18 protein-coding genes are annotated in these 23920 nt (G+C 71.5%); 15 read left to right on the forward strand and 3 right to left on the reverse strand.

The genetic code is table 11. From position 1 onward, the window contains the following. Window positions 1-230 precede the first annotated feature (230 nt). From KXC43_RS39660 to KXC43_RS39710, 11 genes are all read left to right on the forward strand, one after another. Window positions 231-3038, forward strand: a complete 2808-nt coding sequence (locus KXC43_RS39660; protein WP_221381398.1) for a PQQ-dependent sugar dehydrogenase — start codon at window positions 231-233, stop codon at window positions 3036-3038. 71 nt (window positions 3039-3109) lie between these two features. Continuing rightward, window positions 3110-4813 (forward strand): ThuA domain-containing protein, encoded by a 1704-nt coding sequence (locus tag KXC43_RS39665; RefSeq protein WP_221381399.1) that lies wholly within the window; start codon window positions 3110-3112, stop codon window positions 4811-4813. Window positions 4814-4834: 21 nt separating this feature from the next. Beyond that, window positions 4835-5977, forward strand: coding sequence for an inositol-3-phosphate synthase (locus KXC43_RS39670; protein WP_221381400.1), 1143 nt, complete (start codon window positions 4835-4837; stop codon window positions 5975-5977). Next, window positions 5964-6953, forward strand: coding sequence for an SCO3242 family prenyltransferase (locus KXC43_RS39675; RefSeq protein WP_221381401.1), 990 nt, complete (start codon window positions 5964-5966; stop codon window positions 6951-6953). Before KXC43_RS39670 ends, KXC43_RS39675 begins: the two co-directional genes overlap by 14 nt. Further along, window positions 6950-7774 carry a sugar phosphate isomerase/epimerase family protein gene (locus KXC43_RS39680; RefSeq protein WP_221381402.1) on the forward strand — a complete coding sequence of 275 codons (825 nt, stop codon included), beginning with the start codon at window positions 6950-6952 and terminating at the stop codon, window positions 7772-7774. The genes KXC43_RS39675 and KXC43_RS39680 overlap by 4 nt, the downstream gene beginning before the upstream one ends. Beyond that, window positions 7771-8313: an EboA domain-containing protein gene (locus tag KXC43_RS39685; protein ID WP_221381403.1), complete on the forward strand. Its 543-nt coding sequence runs from the start codon at window positions 7771-7773 to the stop codon at window positions 8311-8313. The genes KXC43_RS39680 and KXC43_RS39685 overlap by 4 nt, the downstream gene beginning before the upstream one ends. Then, complete coding sequence (locus KXC43_RS39690) at window positions 8313-9164, forward strand: TatD family hydrolase (protein WP_221381404.1); 852 nt, start codon at window positions 8313-8315, stop codon at window positions 9162-9164. The genes KXC43_RS39685 and KXC43_RS39690 overlap by 1 nt, the downstream gene beginning before the upstream one ends. Beyond that, on the forward strand, window positions 9164-10267 hold the full coding sequence (gene eboE / locus KXC43_RS39695) for a metabolite traffic protein EboE (protein WP_221381405.1): 1104 nt from the start codon (window positions 9164-9166) through the stop codon (window positions 10265-10267). Before KXC43_RS39690 ends, eboE begins: the two co-directional genes overlap by 1 nt. Next, window positions 10264-11622: an alkaline phosphatase family protein gene (locus KXC43_RS39700; RefSeq protein WP_221381406.1), complete on the forward strand. Its 1359-nt coding sequence runs from the start codon at window positions 10264-10266 to the stop codon at window positions 11620-11622. The genes eboE and KXC43_RS39700 overlap by 4 nt, the downstream gene beginning before the upstream one ends. Then, window positions 11619-12689 (forward strand): polyprenyl synthetase family protein, encoded by a 1071-nt coding sequence (locus KXC43_RS39705; protein ID WP_221381407.1) that lies wholly within the window; start codon window positions 11619-11621, stop codon window positions 12687-12689. The genes KXC43_RS39700 and KXC43_RS39705 overlap by 4 nt, the downstream gene beginning before the upstream one ends. A gap of 61 nt (window positions 12690-12750) precedes the next feature. Beyond that, a complete protein-coding gene (locus KXC43_RS39710) occupies window positions 12751-13593 on the forward strand; it encodes an alpha/beta fold hydrolase (RefSeq protein ID WP_221381408.1) in 843 nt (280 codons plus the stop codon). Here the strand turns inward: KXC43_RS39710 and KXC43_RS39715 are convergent. Further along, entirely contained in the window at window positions 13574-15229 is a 1656-nt protein-coding gene (locus KXC43_RS39715; protein ID WP_221381409.1) for a copper resistance CopC family protein, read from the reverse strand. The genes KXC43_RS39710 and KXC43_RS39715 overlap by 20 nt on opposite strands. Before the next feature lie 201 nt (window positions 15230-15430). Between KXC43_RS39715 and KXC43_RS39720 the strand changes: the two genes are divergently transcribed. Further along, window positions 15431-17449, forward strand: coding sequence for a phosphocholine-specific phospholipase C (locus KXC43_RS39720; RefSeq protein WP_221381410.1), 2019 nt, complete (start codon window positions 15431-15433; stop codon window positions 17447-17449). Here the strand turns inward: KXC43_RS39720 and KXC43_RS39725 are convergent. Beyond that, window positions 17418-18230: a helix-turn-helix domain-containing protein gene (locus KXC43_RS39725; protein WP_221381411.1), complete on the reverse strand. Its 813-nt coding sequence runs from the start codon at window positions 18228-18230 to the stop codon at window positions 17418-17420. The two genes, KXC43_RS39720 and KXC43_RS39725, sit on opposite strands and share 32 nt — an antisense overlap. Before the next feature lie 101 nt (window positions 18231-18331). On the opposite strand from KXC43_RS39725, the gene KXC43_RS39730 reads away from it, so the two are divergent. Further along, complete coding sequence (locus KXC43_RS39730; protein ID WP_221381412.1) at window positions 18332-19039, forward strand: SDR family oxidoreductase; 708 nt, start codon at window positions 18332-18334, stop codon at window positions 19037-19039. Here KXC43_RS39730 and KXC43_RS39735 read toward each other — a convergent pair. Then, the gene (locus tag KXC43_RS39735) at window positions 19036-21315 is read right to left on the reverse strand and encodes a putative bifunctional diguanylate cyclase/phosphodiesterase (RefSeq protein ID WP_221381413.1); all 2280 of its coding nucleotides are present in this window, start codon (window positions 21313-21315) and stop codon (window positions 19036-19038) included. The two genes, KXC43_RS39730 and KXC43_RS39735, sit on opposite strands and share 4 nt — an antisense overlap. A 471-nt stretch (window positions 21316-21786) precedes the next feature. Here KXC43_RS39735 and KXC43_RS39740 point away from each other — a divergent pair, with 471 nt between their 5' ends. Both KXC43_RS39740 and KXC43_RS52965 read left to right on the forward strand, forming a co-directional pair. Further along, complete coding sequence (locus KXC43_RS39740; protein ID WP_221381414.1) at window positions 21787-21933, forward strand: hypothetical protein; 147 nt, start codon at window positions 21787-21789, stop codon at window positions 21931-21933. Window positions 21934-21981: 48 nt separating this feature from the next. After that, window positions 21982-23763 (forward strand): HEXXH motif domain-containing protein, encoded by a 1782-nt coding sequence (locus tag KXC43_RS52965; protein ID WP_221381415.1) that lies wholly within the window; start codon window positions 21982-21984, stop codon window positions 23761-23763. The last annotated feature ends 157 nt before the right edge of the window (window positions 23764-23920 follow it).

The following is a 23920-nucleotide window of genomic DNA, read 5'->3' on the forward strand; positions in this document are numbered from 1 at the left end:
GTTATGTCGGTCGATCAAAAAGTCTGGACAGGACACTTCCTTACTTCATAACGTGAAGCCCACTACGGGATTGTTTCCGGCACGTGACGGCCCCCACCGTCGCGCCGTCGGAGCACGCCCGCAAGCCACAGCAACCCCGGCTGCGGCGCGGCGGCACGCGCCTTGCCTGGCGACTCGAGTCAGGAAGGGACCACGTGAACCACAGGACCCACAACCATCGAAGAACAGCGATGGGCACGGCTGCTCTTCTGCTCTCCTCCGTCCTCACGGTGGCACTAGCCCCGGCCACCCCGGCCGCCGCGGTGATCAATCCGGCCGACTTCCAGCAGGTCACCCTGGCCAAGGGTGTCGCCGAGACCGGCGAGCCGATGAGCCTGGCCGTGCTGCCCGACCGGTCGGTGCTGCACACCGCCCGCAACGGCACGCTGCGGCGCACCGACGCCGCGGGCAACACCGCGGTCATCGCCAACATCCCCGTCTACACCCACGACGAAGAGGGCCTGCAGGGCGTCGCGGCCGACCCCGGCTTCGCCACGAACCGGCAGATCTACCTCTTCTACGCGCCGCCGCTGAGCACCCCGGCCGGCGACGCCCCGGCCACCGGCTCGGCGGCCACCTGGGCCACCTGGGCCGGCGTCAACCGGCTGTCGCGGTTCACCCTCAACGCCGACTTCTCGGTCAACATGGGCAGCCAGGTCAACGTGCTCGACGTCCCGACCGACCGCGGCCAGTGCTGCCACGTCGGCGGCGACATGGACTTCGACGCGGCCGGCAACCTCTACATCTCGACCGGCGACGACTCCAACCCGTTCGACTCGGCCGGCTACTCCCCGATCGACGAGCGCACCGACCGCAACCCGGTCTACGACGCTCAGCGCAGCGCGGGCAACACCAACGATCTGCGCGGCAAGCTGCTGCGGATCAAGGTGAACGCCAACGGGACGTACTCGATCCCCGCCGGCAACCTGTTCGCCCCGGGCACGGCGAAAACCAGGCCCGAGATCTACGCGATGGGCTTCCGCAACCCGTTCCGGATCAGCGTCGACAAGGCCACCGGCGTCGTCTACGTCGGCGACTACGGGCCGGACGCGGGCACCACGTCGTCCACCCGCGGCCCGTCCGGGCAGGTCGAGTTCAACCGGGTCACCGCGCCCGGCAACTTCGGCTGGCCCTACTGCACGGGCACCAACACCAGCACCGAGACGTACAACGAGTGGAACTTCGCGACCAACGCGACCGGCCCCAAGTACAACTGCGCCGGCGGCCCGACCAACAACTCGTTCCGCAACACCGGCCTGAGCACCCTGCCGCCGGCCCAGCCGGCCTGGATCCGCTACGCGGGCGACGCCGGCACCCCGCCGGAGTTCGGCGGCGGCTCCGAGTCGCCGATGGGCGGTCCGGTCTACCGCTACAGCGCGAGCAACCCCTCCACCACCAAGTTCCCGCAGGTCTTCGACGGCAACTTCTTCGCCGGCGAGCTCGGCCGGGGCTGGATCAAGCCGATCGTGGTCAACGCCAACGGCACACGCGGCGCGATCGACACGTTCCCGTGGAACGGCAAGCAGGTCATGGACATGGCGTTCGGCCCCGACGGCGCCCTCTACGTCCTCGACTACGGCACCGGCTACTTCAACGGGGACGCCAACTCGGCGCTCTACCGCTACGACTACGTGGCCGGCGGCAACCGCGCGCCGACGGCCCAGGCGAGCGCGACGCCGACCTCCGGCTCCGCGCCGCTGACGGTCGCGTTCTCGTCGGCCGGAAGCAGCGACCCCGAGGGCGGGGCGCTGACCTACTCGTGGGCGTTCGGCGACGGCACCACGTCCACGGCGGCCAACCCGGCCAAGACGTACAGCGCCAACGGCTCGTACACGGCGACCTTGACCGTTCGTGACCCGCAGGGCGCGACCGGCACGTCGAGCGTGACCGTCACGGTCGGCAACACCGCGCCCAGGGTCACCATCAACGCCCCGGCCGCGGGCCAGCTCGCCTCGTTCGGCGACAGCATCCCCTGGAGCGTCACGGTCACCGACCCCGAGGACGGCACGATCGACTGCTCGAAGGTGACCATGGCGTACGTGCTCGGCCACGACCAGCACGGTCACCAGATCACGGCCCAGACCGGCTGCTCGGGCACGATCACCATCCCCACCGACGGGGAGCACGACGACGCCGCGAACATCTTCCCGATCTTCGACGCCTCCTACACCGACAAGGGTGGGCTGGTCGGCAACGCCCAGCACATCCTGGCCCCCCGCAAGCGCCAGGCCGAGCACTACAAGACGTCGCAGGGCATCGCCAAGATGTCCAAGACGACGGCCGAGGGCGGGCAGACCGTCGGCGACATCAACAACGGCGACTGGATCCAGTTCGACCCGTACAAGCTGAACAACGCGACGTCCTTCACCGCCCGGGTGTCCTCGGCCGGCATCGGCGGCACGCTCCAGCTGCGTACGGGCTCGGCGACCGGCACGGTCATCGGGTCGGCCACGGTCGCCCCGACCGGGTCGTGGGACACGTTCGTCAACGTCACCGGGGCGATCAGCGGGGCGCCGGCCGGCACCACGTCGCTCTACCTGACGTTCGCCGGCGGGGCCACGGGCGCGCTGTTCGACCTGGACAGCTTCTCGTTCGCCACCGGCGCGGCACAGAACCTGCTCTCGCTCAACAAGACGGCCACGGCCTCGAGCGTCGAGAACGCCAGCTACCCGGCGTCGGCGGCGGTCGACACGAGCGCGACGACCCGCTGGTCGAGTGCGCACTCGGATCCGCAGTGGATCCAGGTCGACCTCGGCGCGACGTACAACATCTCCCGCGTACGCCTGCAGTGGGAGGCCGCCTACGGGTCGGCGTACCAGATCCAGACCTCCACCAACGGCACCACGTGGACCACCGCCCGGTCGGTCACCGGCGGCAACGGCGGCGAGGACGACAACACGGGTCTGAGCGCACAGGCCAGACATGTCCGCATCAACGGCACCGCCCGGGCCACGGCGTGGGGCTACTCCCTCTTCAATTTCGAGGTGTACGGCAGCTGATCCTTCCCCGTTAGGAGTGGGCGCCCGTTCCCCCAAGCGGGCGCCCACTCTCCCCGAGCACAGGAGGTTTCATGCGCAAGCTGATAGCCGGCACGGCGACCCTGGTCGCCCTCGCCGCCTGCACGTTCACCGCGTCCCCGGCAGCCGCCGCGGACGCCCCGTACGACGTATTGGTCTTCTCCAAGACAGCCGGATTCCGGCACGACGCGATTCCGGTCGGCATCCAGACGATCCGGGATCTGGGCGCGGCCAACAACTTCACGGTCACCGCCACCGAGGACGCCGGCGCGTTCACGACGGCCAACCTGGCCCAGTACGAGACGGTGGTCTTCCTCAACACCACCGGCGACGTGCTCAACGCCACGCAGCAAACGGCCTTCGAGTCGTACGTGCGGGGTGGCGGAGGGTATGCCGGGGTGCACGCGGCAGCCGACACCGAGTACGACTGGCCCTTCTACGGCAACCTCGTCGGCGCGTACTTCGACTCGCACCCGGCGATCCAGACGGTCACCGCCCGGGTGCAGAACCGGGCGCACCCGAGCAGCGCGCACCTGCCCCAGTCGTGGACGCGCAGCGACGAGCTCTACAACTACCGGACCAACCCCCGCAGCGGCGCCGCCGTGCTGGCCACGCTGGACGAGTCGACGTACTCCGGCGGCAACATGGGCGCCGACCACCCGATCTCGTGGTGCAAGACCGTCGACAGCGGACGGTCCTGGTACACCGGCTTCGGGCACACCCAGGCCTCGTACGCCGAAGCGAACTTCCGCAGCCACCTGCTGGGCGGCATCCGCTACGCGGCCAACCGGGCCAAGGCCGACTGCCGGCCCGAGACCGGCTACACCGCGATCTACAACGGCAGCACCACCGGCTGGACGCAGGCCGGGCCGGGCAGCTTCACCAACAGCGACGCCACGCTGAGCTCGACCGGCGGCATGGGTCTCTACTGGTACTCGGCCAAGCAGTTCACGTCGTACTCGCTGAAGGCCGACTGGCGGCTCACCGGCGACAGCAACTCGGGCATCTTCGTCGGCTTCCCCAACCCGAACAACGACCCGTGGGTGGCCGTCAACCAGGGCTACGAGGTGCAGATCGACGCCACCGACGCGGTCGACCGCACCACCGGCGCCATCTACACGTTCAAGTCGGCCGACGTCGCCGCCCGCGACGCCGCGCTCAACCCGGCCGGCGAGTGGAACAGCTACGAGCTGCTCGTCGAGGGTCAGCGCATCCGGGTCTACCTGAACGGCAAGCTGGTCAACGACTTCACCAACACCGACCCGGCGCGCAACCTGGACGGCTACATCGGCATCCAGAACCACGGCGCCGGCGACCAGGCAGCGTTCCGCAACATCCGGGTCAAGGAGCTCACCGGGCAGCCGCCGGTGACGAACCTGGCCCAGGGCAAGGCAGCCACGGCCTCCAGTGTCGAGAATGCCGGCTACCCGGCCGCCAACGCGGTGGACGCTTCGACGAGCACCCGCTGGTCGAGCGCGTTCGGCGACCCGCAGTGGGTCCAGGTCGACCTGGGCGCGACCTACAACATCTCCCGCGTACGCCTTCTCTGGGAGGCCGCCTACGGGTCGGCGTACCAGATCCAGACCTCGGCCAACGGCAGCACCTGGACCACCGCGCGGTCGGTGACCGGGGGCAACGGCGGCGAGGACGATCTCACCGGGCTCAACGCACAGGCCCGGTACGTCAGGGTGCTCGGCACCACCCGGGCCACCCAGTGGGGTTACTCCCTTTTCACCTTCGAGGTCTACGGCAACTAGCACCAACCGAAAGGGGTTCGGATGACGACCGGCGTGTGGTTGATCGGAGCACGAGGATCTGTGGCAGTGACCAGCATGGTCGGGGCCACCGCACTACGCGCCGGGCTCGCCGAGCCGCTCGGTTGCGTCACCGAACTGCCGGAGCTGGCCGGCCCGGCCCTGCCGGGCCTGGCCGAGCTGGCCTTCGGCGGGCACGACATCAGCGACATCACCCTCGAGAAGAAGGTCGAGAACCTGGTCGCCGCCGGCGTGCTTCCCGCACGCCCGGCGGCGGCCGTGGCCGACCAGCTGGCCGGGCTGCAGCGCGAGCTGCGGCCCGTCCCGTCGGCCGAGACCCAGCTCGAGGTCGCACGGCTGATCGCCCAGGACATCGACGACTTCCGGCGGCGGCGCGGCCTGGAACGGGTCGTGGTCGTCAACGTCTCGTCCACTGAGCCGATCTTCCCGGCCGGGCCGGAGCACGAGACGCTGGCCGCGCTCGAGACGGCCCTGGCGACCGGCGGGCAGGTGCTGCCGCCGAGCTCGCTCTACGCCTACGCCGCCTTCACCGCGGGCTGCTCCTACGTGGACTTCACGCCCTCGACCGGCGCCCGGCTGCCGGCCCTGCGCGAGCTGGCCGACCGGGAAGGGCTGCCGTACGCGGGTCACGACGGCAAGACCGGCGAGACCCTGGTCAAATCGGTGCTGGCGCCCATGTTCGCGATGCGGCATCTGCGCGTACGCACCTGGTCCGGCACGAACTTGCTGGGCGGCGGCGACGGCGCCAACCTGGCCGACCCGGCCGCCAACGCCGCCAAGGCCACCAGCAAGCAGCGGGTGCTGGCCGAGACCCTCGGCTACCAGCCGCAGGGCACCAGCCACATCGAGTACGTCGACGACATCGGCGACTTCAAGACCGCATGGGACCTGATCACGTTCAGCGGCTTCCTCGGCACCCAGATGCGGATGGAGTTCTCGTGGCACGGCTGCGACTCGGCCCTGGCCGCGCCGCTGGTGCTCGACCTGGCCCGGCTCACCGCGGCCGCGCACGCCGCCGGCCGGGGCGGTGCGCTGACCGACCTGGCGTTCTTCTTCAAGGATCCGATCGGCGAGGTGCCGCACGCGCTGGCCGAGCAGTGGGCGGCGCTGGTCGGCTTCGTACGGGGGCTCCATGCGCCTGCGTGACCTGGCCGAGCTGGTCCGGGCGCCGGCCGCCCTGTCCGTCCCCGGCGACACGGTGGCTGGGGCGGCTGCGGCCGGCGGGATGCGCCGGTCGACGCCGGGGCTGGCAGCGGCGTCAGTGTGTCTCTACTGGGGTGGGATGGCCGCCAACGACTGGGCCGACCGTGAGCTGGACGCCCTGGAACGGCCCCAGCGGCCGATCCCGTCCGGCCGGGTGAAGCCGGCACAGGCCCTGCTCGCGGCGGCCGGGCTGACCGCGGCCGGTGTCGGGATAGCGGCGCTGGCCGGTGGAAAACGGGCCGCAGCGGTCGCCGTGCCACTGGCTGGTGCGGTGTGGGTGTACGACCTCTGGGCGAAGAACACGGCCGCCGGGCCGCCGATGATGGCAGTCTGCCGGGGGCTGGACGTGCTGCTCGGGGCGACCGGCGGCGACGTGAGGCGGGCGTTGCCTTCGGCGCTCACGGTGGCGGCTCACACCTACACGGTGACCGCGCTGTCGCGGCACGAGGTGTCGGGGGCCACGCCTGCGCTGCCGTTGAGCACGCTCGCCGGCACGGCAAGCCTGGCCGCCGTTGTCACTGTGGCGGCGTCACGCGCCGGTCGGACCAAAGTTGATCACAGTCGAGCCCACCACGGAGCCCACCCTCCCAAGGGGGAGCCCCCTCAGCCATTATCGCCCGAGAACGGTCGGTTTCGCGCAGCCCCCTGTGGACAACGCCGAACTGTGGATAACGCCCGAGCCCTCGCCACCGGGGCGCTGGCCGCCTGGTACCTCGCCGGATACGGCCGCGCCCAGCTCCGCGCGGCCGCCGACCCCTCCGCGGGCCGCATCCGGGCGGCAGTAGGCGCGGGCATCACCGACCTGCCGCAACTGCAGGGCGCTCTGACCGCCAAGTCCGGCTCCGCCGCGTACGGCCTCGGACTCGCTCTCGTCGCGCCGCTCGCCCGGCGCCTGGCGCGAAAGGTGTCGCCCACATGAGATTCGGTTACGGCACGAACGGTTTCACCAACCACCGCCTGTCCGAGGCCTTCGCCGTCATCGCCGACCTCGGCTACGACGGCGTCGCGCTCACCCTCGACACCAACCACCTCGATCCGTTCGGCCACGACCTGGCCCGCCGCACCGCCGAGGTCGCGGCCGAGCTCAGCCGGCGAAACCTGGCCGTGGTCATCGAGACCGGCGCCCGCTACCTGCTCGACCCGTGGCGCAAGCACTCCCCCACCCTGATGGACGACGACCCGGAGAAGCGTCTCGAATACCTGCGCCGGGCGGTGCGGGTGGGAGCTGACCTGGGCGCCGAGGCCGTCTCCTTCTGGGCTGGGATCGGGGCGCCGGAGCGTTGGGAGCGGCTTGTCGACGGGACGCGGCAGATCGTCGATTTCGCCGCCGCCAACCAGGTCACGCTGGGCTTCGAGCCGGAGCCGGGCATGCTCGTCAACGACATCGCGGACTGGCGCCGGCTGTACGACGACCTCCAGAAGCCGGCCAACTTCGGCATCACCCTCGACATCGGACACTGTCGCTGCCTCGAAGATCTGTCGGTGGCCAACTGTGTGATGGCGGTGGCCGATCACCTCGTCAACGTGCAGATCGACGACATGCGGCGCGGGGTGCACGAGCATCTCGAGTTCGGCGCCGGTGAGATCGACTTCCCGCCCGTGCTCGCGGCGCTCGAAGCGAATTACCACGGGCTCGTCTCGGTCGAACTACCCCGCCACTCGCACGCGGCGCCGACGATCGCCGCGCAGTCCCTGGACTTCCTGCGTAACGCGGCCAAAGAGGCAGGAGATCGTGGATGACCACCTTGGACGAGCTACGCACCTTCCTGAAGGTCGACGATTTCCAGCCGGCCGACGTGCCGGCCCTGTTCCCGGCGGCGGTCCGTCGCTACGGACGTGAGCCGCTCACCGAGGGGTGGGCGACCGACGAGGCGGCCCGGGCGCTGATGCTGGCTGCGGTGCCGCCGGCCGAGATCCACGAGATCTACCGGTACGGGGACACGGCCGAGAAACTGGCCGTGCTGAAGGCGCTGCCGCTGCTGCCGATCGGTGACAGCGCCGTTCCGCTGCTCGAGGACGCGCTGCGCACCAACGACACCCGGCTGGTGGCGGCGGCGCTGGGACCGTACGCGGACCGGCTCAGCCAAGAGGCGTGGCGCCAGGCCGTGCTCAAGTGCGTGTTCATGGGCGTACCGCTGAGCAGCGTGCACCGGCTGCACGAGCGCGCCGACTCCGAACTGGGCGCGATGCTGCGCGCCTTCGCCCACGAACGTCACGCCGCGGGCCGCGACATGCCGCCCGACGCGACCGCCCTGCTCGATCGGCTCCAGGAGGACTGATGCGCATCTTCGATCCGCACATCCACATGACGTCGCGCACCACCGACGACTACCAGCGGATGGCCGAGGCCGGGGTGCGGGCCGTGGTGGAGCCGGCGTTCTGGCTCGGCCAGCCGCGCACCAACCCGGGCTCGTTCACCGACTACTTCGACTCGCTGATCGGCTGGGAGCCGTTCCGCGCCTCGCAGTTCGGCATCCGGCACCACGCCACGATCGCGCTGAACCCCAAGGAGGCCAACGATCCGCGCTGCCGTCCGGTGCTCGACCTGCTGCCGCGCTATCTGGCCAAGGACGGCGTGGTGGCGGTGGGCGAGATCGGGTACGACTCGATGACGCCGGCCGAGGACGAGGTGTTCGCGGCGCAGCTGGCCCTGGCCCTCGATCACGAGCTGCCGGCGCTGGTGCACACCCCGCACCGGGACAAGGCGCGCGGCACCAGGCGCAGCATCGACGTGGTGCAGGAGTCGGGCATCGACCCGGGCCGGGTGCTGCTCGACCACCTCAACGAGGTGACCGTGGCCGCCGCCCTGGAAGCGGGGCTGTGGGCCGGTTTCTCCATCTATCCCGACACGAAGATGTCACCGGACCGGATGGTGGCGATCCTGCGCGAGTACGGCGTCGAGCGCGTGCTGGTCAACTCGGCGGCCGACTGGGGCAAGTCGGATCCGCTGCTCACCGTGCGCACGGCCGAGGCGATGCTGGCCGGCGGCTTCGACAAGGACGACGTCGACCGGGTGCTGTGGCGCAACCCGGTCGAGTTCTACGGGCAGTCGGGGCGGCTCGACCTCACGGACCTCGCCGAGACCGGGGCCACGTTCGCCGGCAACTCGATCCTGCGCGGAGGCAGCTGATGCATCTGAGCTACTGCACCAACGTGCACCCGGCCGAGGACCTGGCCGGGATCGTCGAGCAGCTCGACACGTACGCCGGGCCGATCCGGCAACGGCTCGGGGCCGACGTTCTCGGGCTCGGGCTGTGGCTGGCCGCACCGGTCGCCGCCGCCCTGGCCGACGACCCGGCGCTGCGCCGGGGCCTGCGGGCCGAACTCGACGCGCGCGGGCTGGAGGTGGTCACCCTCAACGGATTCCCGTACGAGGCGTTCCAGGCGCCGGTGGTCAAGCACGCGGTCTACTACCCGGACTGGACCTCGCGCGACCGCCTCGACTACACGCTCGACCTGGCCCGGGTGCTCAGCGATCTGATGCCGGAGACGGCGGCGTACGGATCGATCTCGACGCTGCCGCTGGCCTGGCGCACCCCCTGGGAGGAGTCCCGTGAGTCGGTCGCCCGGCAGCACCTCGACGAGCTCGCGCACGGGCTCGAGAAGATCGCCGGGGAGACCGGGCGGACGATCCGGGTCGGCTTCGAGCCGGAGCCGGGCTGCGTCATCGAGAACACCACCCAGGCCGCCGATCTGCTGAAGAATGTGGACACCCGGTGGCTGGGCGTCTGCCTCGACCTGGCCCACCTGGCGTGCGCGTGGGAGCAGCCGGCGCAGGCGCTCGACCGGCTGGCGGCGGCCGGGGTGCCGGTGGTGAAGGTGCAGGTGTCGGCGGCTCTGCAGGCGGATGATCCGGTGGCCGCGTCCGAGGTGCTGCGGGCGTACGTGGAACCGCGCTTCCTGCACCAGACGCGCACCTCGCTCGGCGGGGCGACCGACGACCTCGACCTGGCGCTGCGGGAGCAGCTGCCCGGGCCGTGGCGCATCCATTACCACGTACCGCTGCACGCGCTGCCCGAACCGCCGTTGAGCTCGACGGTTCCGGTGCTGCGCAACGCCATCCACGAACTGCTCGCCCGCACCGACTGCGAGCACTACGACGTCGAAACGTACACCTGGGGGGTGTTGCCGGTGTCCCAGCGACCGACCGATGCAGCGGGGCTGGTGGACGGGATCGCGGCCGAGCTGGCCTTCGCCCGCGACCTGCTGGCGGCGGAGGTGAGCGCGCGATGACACAGTTGCTGGTGCTGGACGTCGTCGGGCTCACGCCGCGGCTCCTCGAACACATGCCCCGCCTGCGGGCGCTGGCGTCCCGCGGCTTCCAGGCTCAGCTCGGCACGGTGCTGCCGGCGGTCACCTGCTCCGCGCAGTCCACCTTCCTCACCGGCGATCTGCCGTCCGGGCACGGGATCGTCGGCAACGGCTGGTACTTCCGCGAGCTGGGCGAGGTGTTCCTCTGGCGGCAGCACAACGCGCTGGTCGGCGGCGAGAAGATCTGGGACGCGGCCCGCAAGGTCGCGCCCGGCTACACCGTGGCCAACGTCTGCTGGTGGTACGCGATGGGCGCGCAGGTCGACTGGACCATCACCCCACGCCCGATCTACCGGGCGGACGGCCGGAAGGAGCCGGACTGCTACACGTACCCGCCCGAGCTGCACGACGAGCTGCCGACGTTTCCGCTCTTCACCTACTGGGGGCCGGGCGCTGGCATGCCCTCTTCGCAGTGGATCGTGAACGCGTCCCTGCACCTGCTCGACACCCGCCGGCCCGACCTCACCCTGGTCTACATCCCGCACCTCGACTACGACCTTCAGCGGTACGGGCCGTCGTCGCCCCAGGCGGCCGCGGCGGCCGCGGCCCTCGACGAGGTGCTGGCGCCGCTGCTCGACCGGACGGATGTCACGGTGGTCGCGCTGTCCGAGTACGGGATCACCGACGTCAGCAAGCCGGTCGACATCAACCGGATGCTGCGGGCCGAGGGCCTCCTCGAGGTCTACACCCAGGACGGGATGGAATACCTCGACCCTTGGGTGTCGCGGGCCTTCGCTGTGGCCGACCACCAGGTGGCCCACGTCTACGTCCGCGACCCGGCCGATGTGGCCGCCGTGACCAAGTTGTGCGAGGCGCTGCCGGGCGTGGCCGAGGTGCTGGACGAGACCGGCAAGACCGAGTACGGCCTGAACCACGACCGGGCCGGGGAACTCGTGCTCGTCGCCGATCCGGACGCCTGGTTCACCTACTACTACTGGCTGGACGACGCGCGGGCGCCGGACTTCGCGCGCTCGGTCGAGATCCATCGAAAGCCCGGGTACGACCCGGCCGAGCTGCTCTTCGACCCGGCGGACCCGGCGGCGGCCAAGCGCCGGGCGATCACGGCCGTGGCCCGCAAGAAGCTGGGGCTGCGCTACGTGATGAACCCGGTCGGCCTCGACGCGGGAGCGCGGGCCATCCGCGGCTCGCACGGGCGGCTGCCCGACGACGCGGCGGACGCTCCGGTGCTGCTGTGCTCCGACCCTTCCGCCGTACGGATGAGGATTGAGGCCACCGAGGTCAAGGCCCTGTTGCTCGGTCTGGCGGGTTTGTCATGACACTCGAGGCGACCCGCCCGCCGGCCGCCGCCGACCTGCGGCAGCGCTTCGACACCGCGCTCGCGTCCTTCATCGACCGGCAGGACCCGGCCTGGCCCGACGGCGCCCCTCGCGGCGCGCTCGACAGCCTGCGCCGGTTCGTGCTGGCCGGCGGCAAGAGGCTGCGGCCGACGTTCTGCTATTGGGGCTGGCGCGGCGGCGGCGGCGAGGACTGCGACGAGGTCGTCAACGCGGCGGCGGCGCTGGAGCTGTTCCACGCGTTCGCGCTCATCCACGACGACATCATCGACGGCAGCGACCGGCGCCGCGGCCAGCCGTCGATGCACCGCTTCTTCGCCACCGTGCACCACCGGCGTTCGTGGCGCGGCGACTCGCTGGCCTTCGGCCGCAACACGGCCCTGCTCTGCGGCGACCTGTGCGCGGCGTGGGCCGAGCAGATGTTCCACGAGTGCGGCCTGCCCCCGAAACAGATCCACCAGGGCTACGCGGCGTTCGCTCTCATGCGGACCGAGGTGATCGCCGGCCAGTACCTCGACCTGGTGTCCGGGGTGGGCGACGGCTCGGTGGCGAGTGCGCTGACCGTGATCCGGATGAAGTCGGCCCGCTACACGGTGACCCGGCCGTTGCAGATCGGCGCCTGGCTGGCCGGCGCGCCCCGCCCGTTGTACGCGGCGTTCACCGACTTCGGCGACCCCCTGGGCGACGCGTTCCAGCTGCGCGACGACGTCCTGGGCGTCTTCGGCGACCCCACCGTCACCGGCAAGTCCACCCTGGACGACCTGCGCGAGGGCAAGCCGACGGTGATGATGGCCCTGGCCCGCGCCGCCGCCTCCCGCGACCAGGCGGCCCGGCTGGCCACCCTCTTCGGCAACCCCGACCTGGACGCCGCCGGCGCCGAACAACTGCGCGCCATCATCGTCGAGACGGGAGCCCTCGACCAGATAGAACAGATGATCCGGGTCCGAGCCGACACCGCCATGACCGCCCTGGAATCGGCCCCGCTTCCGCCCTTCGTCCGAACCGCCCTCGTTGACCTGGCCACTGCCGCCGTCGACCGGGCCAACTGACCGTCAGGAGCTTGCCGGCCGGGGACGGGAGATTCACGCGCAGTGATGCGATGATCACTCTATGACCGAGCACGCGGCACGGCGGGTGGTGGCCGGGCTGAGTTGTGCCGAGTGGCATCCGGGGGCGGCGGCGACCGTGCTGGCCCTGCACGGGCTGACCGGCACCTCGCAGGTCTGGGCGGCGCTCGCCGGGGCTGTGCCGTGCTACCGGGTGGTGGCTCCGGATCTGCCCGGGCGGGGCAGCTCGTTGCACACCTCCGCCGGGGCGGGTTTGGCCGGGCACGCCGCGGCGGTGGTGGCGCTCGCGGACGACCTCGGGCTGAGCGATGTCACCCTCGTGGGGCACTCGATGGGGGCGTTTCTGGCGCCCCTGGTGGCGGCGGGACTGGGGGAACGGGTCCGCAAGGTGGTGCTGGCCGACGGGGGCGTGCCGCCCGATCCGTCGCCCCTGCTGTCACGGCCGGTCGTGCGGGCGATCTTCACTGTGCAGGGGCTGTTGCTGCGACGGCGGTGGCGGAGCGCGGAGGCGTTCATGGCGGTCGCCGAGGGCAAGGCCGTGCGGGGACGGCCCGAGCTGCGGCCGGTGGTGCGGGAGTGGGTCGCCTATCTGCTCGACGGCAACGGGCGGGCCCGGCTCGACCGGCGGCGGCTGGTCGCCGATGCGGTCGACAGCCTGACCGGGGCGGCGACCCTTCCGGCCGTACGGGACATGAGCGTGCCTGTGCATCTGCTGGCGGCGAGCCACGGAGCCCACGACGGAGCTGCGGCCTTTCTCAGCGACGCGGCGCTGGAACGGGCGGCGGCATCGCTGCCCCGGCTGACCAGCGAGCGCATCGAGGCCAACCACGTCACGCTGCTGACTGATCCGCGGCTGGCCGCCGCCGTCAGGTCAGATCCAGCGTGAACTCGGCCCGGTCGACCTTGCCCCCCACCTGGAACTCGAGGAACGCGCGGTAGCGGCCGGCGCCGGGCACCGAGACGTTGAAGCGGATCGCGCCGTCGGCCAGTTCGGGGTCGGGGTGCACGTGGACGTAGCCGAGGTCGCCCTCGCGCAGCACGACCAGATGCCCGTAGGCGCCCAGATAGCGTTCGAGCGTCGCCGGGCCGGGTGCGCCCGAGCGGGCGACCCGGAACGAGATCGGGACGGTCGAACCGGCCTTGGGGGCGCCCTCCATGGTGACCGTGAACGGACCGGCCTCGGCCTGGGTCGCAGCGGGCGGCAATGCGGTCTCGGTGGTGGCGCCGGGCACGTGATGGTCGACCCCCAGCACCAGCGGGGTGGTGGTGGCGCCGTCGGCGGTGGCCACGGTGAAGTCGGCGAAGATGCGGTAGGCGCCCGAGCGGGGCAGCGCCAGCGGCACCGACCACAGGCCGTCGGGTGACATCGTGGGGTGCAGGTGCTGGAAGCCGGCCAGGTCGCGGCCGGCGACGACCATGTGCAGCGGCTTGTCGTGCACGACGGCGAAGCGGGTGGCCGGCTGACGGTCGGCGCCGACGATGCGGAAGGCGTAGTCGACCGCGCGGCCCGCGGGCTGCGAGCGCCGCACCGGCTGGAGGGTGTAGCCACCCGCACTGACCGTGGTTCCGGCGGCCTCCACTGTGGCCGGTCCACCGTCGCCGCCGCTGTGCTGGTGTCCCCCCATGGGCTGAGCCGCGGGGGCCACCGGCTTCGGCGCGGCCGCGGTCGGCTGCGGTGCGGCGGTCGAGCGACCCAGCGCGTAACCCCCGATCAGCGCCACAACGACAGCGCCGACCGCGATCGGCACCACGGGAACCGAACCGGGAGCCTTTGCAGCACCACTCTTCGCCGTGCTGCCCTTCGCAGCACCGCCCTTGGCCCCGCCGCCCTTTCGCGGGGCGCCGGCAGACGTACGCCGGCGCCAGGCGACAACCCCGGCCACCGCGGCCACCGCGGCCACGGAGGCCGCCACCCCGCCGATCCACCCGAGCCAGTTGGTGCCGCCATCCTCTTCCGTCGGCGCCGCCGCCGGTGGAGCAGCAGCCGCTGGGCTGGACGCGACAGAAGCGGCGCCGCCGGTCAGCGCCGGATCAGCCTGATCGGTCGGTGGCGTCCACCCGGCCGGGGCCGGCGTGACCGGCCCGGTGTACTTGAAGTTCACGGTCCCGTGCACGTTGTCGCCGTCCGACGCCTTCGACTGATAGTCGACCTTGTACTCCCCGGTCACCGGCAGGTGGGCGATGCGCACCCGGGCCGGGAAGCCGGTCGTGTACTGCCGGGGCTCGAACTTCCCACCCTCCATGAAGTACTCGGTGACCGGCTTGTCCAGCGGTCGCGGGCCGGCGTGCTCCCACCCGTTGTCGACGCGGCCGCCGTTGGGTGCGGTGACGGTGAAGTACGCGTTGTCCGGCACCTTCTCGGTGAAGAACAGCTCCACGCTCATGAGCGGCGAGCTCACTGTCGAACCGCTGACCGGGTTCGACATGGCGAGCGTGCCGTGCGCGGAGGCCGGCGACGGCACAGCGAACACGACGGCGAGGACCGCGGTGGAAGCGAGGACAACTCGGTGGAAGAGTCCCATCGCACCATCCTCGGAGAACGGAAGCTTTAGTCAAGCCATCGAGATCTTTTTATTCGCCAGACCGAAGTTCTACCGGGCCGATCTCCGGCGACCTCGTCAGCCGGGCGTCGATAGATAATCGGCTTCTGTATATGTCCGGGTCACCTCGCCTGGCTAGCGTTCCGCAGGTCTTCGACCGGTGAGCGATGGGTGGTGCGAGAGATGGCCGAGCTGGATCGCCGGACCTTTCTGCAGATGCTGGGCATGCCGGCGGTCGCGTCGGCCATGCCCGCGAGCCTGGACAAGGCGCTCGCCATCCCGGCACACAACCGCACCGGCAGCATCCAGGACGTCGAGCACGTCATCTTCCTGATGCAGGAGAACCGGTCGTTCGACCACTACTTCGGCACGATGCGCGGCGTCCGCGGCTTCGCCGACCCTCATCCCGTACGCCTGAGGTCGGGCCGCAGCGTCTGGCATCAGCCCCACGGCGACGGCGAGCTGCTGCCGTTCCGGCCCGAGGTGCCGGACATGGGCGACACATTCCTGCCCGACCCGCCGCACGGCTGGAACGACACGCACGACGCGTGGAACGGCGGCCGGTACGACCGGTGGGTGCCCAACAAGGGTGTGCCGACGATGACCCACCACACCCGGGCCGACCTGCCGTATCACTTCGCCCTGGCCGATGCGTTCACGGTCTGCGACAACTACTTCTGCTCGTTGATGGGCTCGACCGACCCCAACCGGTATCACATGTGGACGGGCTGGGCCGGCAACGACGGCCGGGGTGGCGGCCCGGTCGTCGACAACGCGGAGGCCGGCTACGACTGGACGACGTACCCGGAGCGGCTCGAGCGCGCCGGCGTCCCGTGGAAGATCTATCAGGACACCGGCATCGGTCTGACCGCCGCCGGATCCTGGGGCTGGACCAGCGACCCGTTCATCGGCAACTACGGCGACAACTCACTGCTCTACTTCCACCAGTACCAGAACGCCCAGCCCGGCACGCCGCTGGCCGACCGGGCCAAGCGGGGCACCGAGATCGCGCAGCTCGGCCGCGACCCGCAGAAGCTGCTCACGGACTTCCGCGCGGACGTGGAGAACGGGCGGCTGCCCGCGGTCAGCTGGATCGTCGCGCCCGAGGCCTACACCGAGCACCCGAACTGGGGCCCGCACTACGGCGAGTGGTACGTCTCGCAGGTCATCGACATCCTGGCCGCCAACCCGGAGGTCTGGAGCAGGATGGCGCTCTTCATCACGTACGACGAAGAGGGTGGATTCTTCGACCACCTGGTGCCGCCGACCCCCGACCCGGGCCGCTCGACCGTGCCGATCACGAATGAGATTTTCCCCGGCAGCGCCAACCATCCCGGCGGCCCGTACGGGTTCGGGGTGCGTGTGCCGACGATCGTGGTCTCGCCCTGGACGCGGGGTGGCTGGGTCAACTCCGAACTGTTCGACCACACCTCGCTGATCCGCTTCCTGGAGCGGCGTTTCGGCACCCGGGAACCGAACATCACGCCGTGGCGGCGGGCCGTCGCGGGCGACCTGACGAGCGCGTTCGACTTCAAGAACCCGAACCGTCGCCGCGCCGACCTGCCCGGCACGGCCCCGTACAAGCCGGCCGACCTGACCCGGCAGCCCGACGACGTGCCGGTGCCGCCGGCCGATGCCCGCCTTCCGAAACAGGAGCGAGGCGTACGACCGGCACGGGCCCTGCCGTACGAGTTGCACGCCGACGGCAAGGCGTCGGCCGCCGGCTTCACCGTCGAGTTCAGCAACACCGGCCGGGCCGCCGCGGTGTTCCAGGCGCACTCAGCCGACCCGGCCCACGAGCCGCGCACGTACACGGTCGAGCCCGGCAAGCGCCTGACCGGCATGTGGCCGACCACCCAGGCGTACGACCTGGAGGTCCGCGGTCCCAACGGTTTCTACCGTCAGTTCACGGGACGTGCCGGTCGGCCCACGGTCGAGGCGAGCGTACGGAACGACGTGCTCGAGATCAGCAACGCCGGCCCGGCCCGTGCCCTGGTCAAGGTGACCGACCGCTACACCGGCCGGGTCACGACCGTGGCCGTCCGGCCCGGAGCCACGCACACCGAGAAGCGTCCGACCGCCAGGACCCACGGCTGGTACGACCTCACGGTGGCCGCCGAGGGCCTCGAACGTCGCTTCGCCGGGCACCTCGAGGACGGCCGGGCAAGTATCAGCGACCCGGTGCTGGGAGGCCTGGCCTGATCAGGGCGAGCTTGTCGCCGTCGGGCGTGCCCGGTTCGGCCGAGTGGATCAGCAGTCGCTGCCCGCTCGAGTCGCCCACGTCGAGGGTCTCGTAGTCGAGGCTCAGCCGGCCGACGGCCGGGTGGTCCATGAGCTTGCGCCCGGTGCGGCAATAGGTGACGTCGGCCCGCGCCCACAGCCCCCGGAACTCCTCGCTGCGCACCGACAGCTCCCCGACGAGGCGTTGCAGGGCCTCGTCGTGCGGGAAGATCCCGGCCACCGACCGGAGCGCGGCCACGCACTCGGCCTTCACCACCTCGTCCTCGACGTGCAACCCGGTCGTCGCCGGGTCGAGGAAAGCGTCGCGGACCAGGTTGCGCCCCTCGGCCAGCCCGGGATTGAGCAGGCACGCGAACTCGTTGGCGCGCAGGACGGTGAGTGTGTGGTCGAGCAGCACGGTGGGCCACGGCGAGGCGTCGACGATGCGGGCCACGGCGGGCCGGACACCGGACCCGGCGACCGGTGGGGCCACCGGCGCGGAGGCCAGCCGGTGCAGGTGCGTGGTGGCGTCGCCGTCGAGCTGCAGCGCCCGCGCCAGGGCGCCCACCACCTCGGGCGACGGGTTGCGGTCGCGGCCCTGTTCCAGCCGGACGTAGTAGTCGACGCTGATGCCGGCGACCAGGGCCAGCTCTTCGCGCCGCAGCCCGCGCACGTGCCGCCGGCCGCCCGCGACCAGCCCCACAGCCGCCGGCCCGACCAGGGCGCGTCGCGCTCGCAGGAACTCCGCCAGATCACCGGTCATCACACCACGATAGGCCGGGCGGCGTGCGAAAAACTGGCCCCGCGACCCCCAGGAACCACCGGGCCTGGGGAAAATGCCGCACCCGGCCCAGCCTCGGAGTCATGAATATGAAGAACCGTCGCGCCCTGGTCACGGGCGCCTCCTCGGGCATCGGCGCGGCCACGGTACGGGCCCTGCGCGACGCGGGCGTCCGGGTCGCTGCCGGCGCCCGCCGCACCGACCGCCTCGACGCCGACCTCGCCCTCCCGCTCGACGTGACCGACGAGGGGTCGGTCCGCTCGGCCGTGGCGGCCGCGGTCGCCGAGTTCGGCCGGCTCGACCTGGTGGTCAACGCGGCCGGCATCATGCCGCTGGGCCCGGTGCTGGAGGCGGACGTCGCCGTCTGGCGGCGGGCGCTGGACACCAACCTGCTCGGGCTGATGCTGGTCACCCACGCGGCGCTGCCGCACCTCGTCGAGGCCGGCGCGGGCGACATCGTCAACATCTCGTCGATCGGCGGGCGGGAGACCTTTCCCGGCGCGGCCGTCTACAACGCCACGAAGTTCGGTGTGTACGGCTTCTCCGGAGCGCTGCGGAAGGAGGTGGGCGCGAACGGAGTACGGGTGAGCGTCGTCGAGCCCGGCTACACCGAGACGGAGTTGTTCGGGAGCATCGGCGACACCGGGCTGCAGGCCAACCTCGAGGGCGTCATGGCCGGGCAGCGCAACCTCGACAGCGCTGACGTCGCCGCGTCGATCGTGCACCTGGTGAGCCGCCCGGCCCACGTGATCGTCAACGAGCTCCAGATCCGGCCGGTGATCCAAGCCTAGGCCGCCACCCGCCGCCCCGCTGCGGCCGGTCGGTAGTCGGCCACCGCCGCCGCCGGCATCGGCCGGCCGTAGTGGAAACCCTGGGCGTAGCGGTAGCCCAGCCGCTGCAGCTCGGCTGCCTGCTCGGCGGTCTCGACGCCCTCGGCCACCGCCCGCAGGCCGAGGCCCTCGCAGATGCCGATCAGCGCGGCCACCACCACCGCCTGCGGGCCGCCGGCGGTGACGTCGTCGACGAACGACTTGTCGACCTTCAGGACGTCGGCGGGGCAGGTGCGCAGCAGGCCCAGTGACGAGTGGCCGGTGCCGAAGTCGTCCAGGGCGATCTTCACGCCCAGCGCGGCGATCGCCCGCAGCTCGGTCAGCGCGGTGCCGCCGTCGAAGACCGCCGTCTCGGTGACCTCCACGGTCAGCACCTCGGGCGGCAGGCCGGTGCGGCACAGCACCGCGGCCACGTCGTCGGCGAAGCCGGCCTCGCGCAGCTGCCGGGCCGACACGTTCACCGTGACGGTTGTCGGGGCGGCCGCTCCCATCTCGCTGCGCCAGGTCACCGCCTGGCGGCAGGCCTCCTCGAGGACCCAGGCGCCCAGCGGAACGATCAGGCCGGTGCGTTCGGCGGCCGGGATGAACAGGTCGGGGCCGATCGGGCCGCGTTCGGGGTGCCGCCAGCGCAGCAGGGCCTCGACGCCGAACAACTCGCCGCCCGGCATCGTCACGATCGGCTGGTAGAGCAGCGTGAGCTGTTCGGTGTCGAGGGCGGTCCGCAGGTCGGCGGCGAGGCGGGACTGCTCGGCGGTGCGCTGGTCCATCGCGGTCGCGTACGTGACCTGGCGGCCCTTGCCCTGGCCCTTGGCCTCGTACATGGCCACGTCGGCGCGGCGCAGCATCTCGTCGGCGCTGTCGCCCTCGCGGGCCGGGGCCAGGCCGATGCTCGCCTCGACGACCAGCTCGTGGTCGCCCGCGCGCACCGGGCGCCGCAGGCGGCAGGCGATGGCGCCCAGGGTACGGGCGGCGTCGCCGCGCAGCAGCAGCGCGTACTCGTCGCCGCCCAGCCGGGCCGCCACGCCGCCGGCCGGGAGCTCGTTCTCGATCGTGGCCGCGACGGCCGTGAGCAGTTCGTCGCCGACCGCGTGGCCGAGGTCGTCGTTGATCGCCTTGAAGTCGTCCAGGTCGATCAGGGCGACGCTCACGTCGGCCGGGTCGTCGGCCAGCGCCGCGGTGATCTCCCGGGTGAGCACGGTGCGGTTGGCCAGCCCGGTCAGGGCGTCGTGGCCGGCCTGATGGACCAGTTCGCGCTGCCGGGCGTCCAGGTCGTCGAGCAGCCGGCTGTTGTCGCGCAGGGCGACCAGTTGCCGGGTCGCGACGAGCAGGGTCACGGTGACCGAGCCGATCGCGATCGCGAGCTGGTCGGCCGAGCGCTCGACCGCGCTCGAGAGCAGCAGCGCGCCGGTGGCCAGCACGGCCGCGTACGGCATGTGGCTGAGCCGGCGCATAGGCGGGCGCGGCAGCGGACGGCCGACCTGGGTCGCCCGGATCTGGCGGTCGGCCGCCAGGCTGAGGCACAGGCAGCAGGCCGGCAGCAGCACGTGCGCGGTGTTCAGGTACGGCTTGTCGGCCAGCAGCGGCGCGAACGCTCCGCCGCCGGCCCCGATCGCGCCGGTCAGCGCCAGCAGGTGCAGGGCCCGGCGGTCGATCGGCCCGGTGCCGGTGAAGGCCACCTTGACGAACGCGAAGATGCAGATCACGCCCGCGGCCAGGACGATCAGCACCGACGCCGAGTCGGCGAAACCACCGCCCAGCCAACTTTCCCAGCGCGGGTACGCGAGGTGCCAGGTGAACGTCAGGACGGTGACCAGCACGGTCGCGATGTCCAGGCCGAACCGGGTCCACTCGATGCCCGAGCGCCGGGCGCCGGGAATCCGCAGCAGCCCCAGCAGGAACACGGCCAGGCCGGTCACGTACACGGCCGCGGTGACGCCGCTGATGTGCTGCCCCTGCTGGGCGCCGGTCAGATAGTCGTACGCGTTGGAACCCGCACCCAGACCGATCAGCACGATGCCCGCCGAGGCGTACCGCCAATAGCTGCGACCCTCGCCCGACGCCCGCCACGAGGCCCGGGCGGCCAGTGGCACCGCGACGAGCAACGGCAGCCAGCCGAGGAGGGTCGGGGTCTTGTGCAGCAACCCCACGGCGAACCACAGGCAAGCGAGGACGAGCACCACGGCCGCCACGACGACCGTACGGGTCAGGCGGAACGGCGGAACCATCGCCGCCGCCATGCCACGATTCCTCTCCACATCGATCCCATCGGCTCGTCACCGCCACGGATGAGAAAGATCGCGGTGCTGCCCGGGCCACAGGGTAAACCCCCTGGCCGGACCGCGCGAGGGACGAAAGGACGATCAAAGGAATCGGAACCGGTCGAGACCCAGGACGGCGGCGCGGGGATCTTCCGTCCACATCGGCGACGAACGGGGGAGCCGGCTAAGAACCGCACGGCGACAACTTCTGGGCGTGGCGGTACTTTCCAAGCACCGGCTGCGCAGTGGATGATACCCGGGTTCCCGCCGCACGCACCCGAAACGCGAGATATCGCCCCTTGGCGAATTTTTCGCGCTGAACTAGGGCTGAACCCTCCTACGGAACGTAGAGGGACTTGCTCAGGTGCAATAGGTTGCACCCGACTAGTCCCTGCAGATCGAGGCCGCCTCATGTTCAAACGCACCAGTGCTGCCGAAACGCAGACCGAGATGATCTCTTTGGACGGTTGGAGCCTCGGCGATCTGCGGAACGACCCGAGCCGGGAGCTGGCCGAGGCCGTTCAGGTGGTGCTGCGCCAGGTGGCGCGCCCCCGGGCGAACCTGGGCGGAGCCGGGCCGCCCGGCCGCGCCGACTGAGCCCCGCACCGACCTCGACCGACGAAGACCGAGGAGCGTCCGATCGCCGTGTCCCCCGCGCAGATCGAAGGCCATCCGCACCACATCACTCTGCCCGCCGACGACTTCCGGGCCTTGGCGTCCGGCGGCGGCTCCCCCGAGGTCGTCGGCAAGCTTCGCAAGGCGGAACACAGCCGCCGCCTGATCATGCTGCGTGCCCTGCTCGACGCGGCCGTCGACGTCGCACCGGTCGGCGAGGCGTGGGCAGCGCTGGAGCGGGCCGAGAAGCACGATCCCTACGCGGTAGCCACCATCCTCATGCACCCGCAGGTGGGCGCCTGGCTCTCGTACGCCCTGCGACGCCACCACGGCGGCGCGACGAGCGCCGCACCCCCCGACCACGACTTCGCCCAGCTGCACGCGGTGGCGATCGCCGCCTCGGCCGCGACCGGGCAGGCCTACCGCGCGACCGTCCCGCTGACCGACGGCCGCGCCCTGATCCCCCAGTTCGGCATGGCGTCGTTCACGGGTTGCCCGCGCTGGGACGTGGCCGAGGCCGGCACCGAGGACGGCCACATCTGGCTGCGCCACGGCGATCAGCTCGTCGACGTCCCGCCCGGCGCGGCCGAGGGGAACGGATGGTGGCCGCTGCGCCGGCTGACCGTCGGCGACGACGTGCGCCTCACGGTCTGGCTCGACGACGTGGACCCCATGCGGGACCTCGCCGACCCGGTGCCCCCGCGGCGGCTGGCCCCGGCCGAGTTTCAGTGGTGGGCGAACCTGCTCCGGGACGCCTGGACCATCCTGGTGGCCGACCACCGCCCGATGGCCGAGGCAATCGCGGCCGGCGTCACGTCTCTGGTGCCGCTGCCGGTCGGTGACGGCTGGGGAACGCGTAGCGCCTCCACCGGCGACGCTTTCGGCGCGATCATGTGCTCACCCCCGCCGGACGCGGTCACCCTCGCCGTCTCCCTGGCGCACGAATTCACGCACATCAAACTCGGTGGGCTGATGCATCTGCACACCCTTACCGAGGGCCCGGGACATCCATGCCTGTACGCGCCCTGGCGGGACGACCCGCGCCCGGCCGGCGGACTGCTCCAAGGCATTTACGCCTTCATGGCGATCTCGGATTTCTGGCGCCGGCAGCCATCGAGATCCGACGATGTCATTACCGACTTCGAGTACGCCTATGCGCACGCTCAGACCGCCGAGGCGCTGGACATCGCCTTGCGGGACGGCAACCTCACCGAGCGGGGCCGCGCCTTCGCCGAGGGCATCGGCGAGGCGATGCGGGACTGGCCGGACGACGTCGACCCGCGGGCCCACGCCCTGGCCCGGCTGGTGGCCGACGCGCACCGGGCCGGCTGGCGGATCCGGCACTGCCGCCCCCGCCCGGCCGACGTCGCCGCCATGACCGGCGCCCTCCGGGGCTCAGCCACCGGCAAGGTCACCGTCGGGCCGTCCGAGGTGCAGCCCGACCCCGGCATGCGGCACTGGTCAGCGGCCCGGCTCGGCTTGGCCCGGCGGCACCTGATCGCCCCGGAACGGCAGGCCGAGGCGCGGGACGAGGACTGGGGGGCCGCGCTGACCGACGCCGATCTCGCGCTCTTCGCCGGTGAGCACCGGACGGCAGTCACGGCCTTCTGCGACGAGATCGCGAAGGACCCGGAGTCGGCCGACGCCTGGACCGGCCTGGGCCTGGCGCTCGGCGCCACCGGGGACGATCCGCGGGCCGCGACCGCCCTGCTGCGGAGACCCGAACTGGTGATGGCCGTCCACCGCGAGAGCGACGCGACCCATTCGCCGATCGCCGTGGCCGGCCTGGTGGGCGCCCTTCTTCCCGCATAACCCATTCGCCATCCACAATGATCATTGCGCCGTGAACCCGATTCACGTGTGACCGCGTATCTGTACGCCGCCAATGGTGTCGGTGATACTGATTTTCCGAGGCGGATTTCCCGCACTCGTGATGTCAGTCGCCTTTGATCATGCGGCGGGACGGAGC

Origin of the sequence: Paractinoplanes polyasparticus, assembly GCF_019710575.1 — a bacterium.
Lineage (GTDB): Bacteria > Actinomycetota > Actinomycetes > Mycobacteriales > Micromonosporaceae > Actinoplanes > Actinoplanes polyasparticus.

Coding starts and splice junctions, on each gene's coding strand:
- KXC43_RS39735 (WP_221381413.1), bottom strand. CDS start 21,315: ATGGCGGCGGCGATGGTTCCGCCGTTCCGCCTGACCCGTACGGTCGTC.
- eboE (WP_221381405.1), top strand. CDS start 9,164: ATGCATCTGAGCTACTGCACCAACGTGCACCCGGCCGAGGACCTGGCC.
- KXC43_RS39710 (WP_221381408.1), top strand. CDS start 12,751: ATGACCGAGCACGCGGCACGGCGGGTGGTGGCCGGGCTGAGTTGTGCC.
- KXC43_RS39660 (WP_221381398.1), top strand. CDS start 231: ATGGGCACGGCTGCTCTTCTGCTCTCCTCCGTCCTCACGGTGGCACTA.
- KXC43_RS39740 (WP_221381414.1), top strand. CDS start 21,787: ATGATCTCTTTGGACGGTTGGAGCCTCGGCGATCTGCGGAACGACCCG.
- KXC43_RS39670 (WP_221381400.1), top strand. CDS start 4,835: ATGACGACCGGCGTGTGGTTGATCGGAGCACGAGGATCTGTGGCAGTG.
- KXC43_RS39715 (WP_221381409.1), bottom strand. CDS start 15,229: ATGGGACTCTTCCACCGAGTTGTCCTCGCTTCCACCGCGGTCCTCGCC.
- KXC43_RS39675 (WP_221381401.1), top strand. CDS start 5,964: ATGCGCCTGCGTGACCTGGCCGAGCTGGTCCGGGCGCCGGCCGCCCTG.
- KXC43_RS39665 (WP_221381399.1), top strand. CDS start 3,110: ATGCGCAAGCTGATAGCCGGCACGGCGACCCTGGTCGCCCTCGCCGCC.
- KXC43_RS39730 (WP_221381412.1), top strand. CDS start 18,332: ATGAATATGAAGAACCGTCGCGCCCTGGTCACGGGCGCCTCCTCGGGC.
- KXC43_RS39690 (WP_221381404.1), top strand. CDS start 8,313: ATGCGCATCTTCGATCCGCACATCCACATGACGTCGCGCACCACCGAC.
- KXC43_RS39720 (WP_221381410.1), top strand. CDS start 15,431: ATGGCCGAGCTGGATCGCCGGACCTTTCTGCAGATGCTGGGCATGCCG.
- KXC43_RS39680 (WP_221381402.1), top strand. CDS start 6,950: ATGAGATTCGGTTACGGCACGAACGGTTTCACCAACCACCGCCTGTCC.
- KXC43_RS39725 (WP_221381411.1), bottom strand. CDS start 18,230: ATGACCGGTGATCTGGCGGAGTTCCTGCGAGCGCGACGCGCCCTGGTC.
- KXC43_RS39685 (WP_221381403.1), top strand. CDS start 7,771: ATGACCACCTTGGACGAGCTACGCACCTTCCTGAAGGTCGACGATTTC.
- KXC43_RS39705 (WP_221381407.1), top strand. CDS start 11,619: ATGACACTCGAGGCGACCCGCCCGCCGGCCGCCGCCGACCTGCGGCAG.
- KXC43_RS39700 (WP_221381406.1), top strand. CDS start 10,264: ATGACACAGTTGCTGGTGCTGGACGTCGTCGGGCTCACGCCGCGGCTC.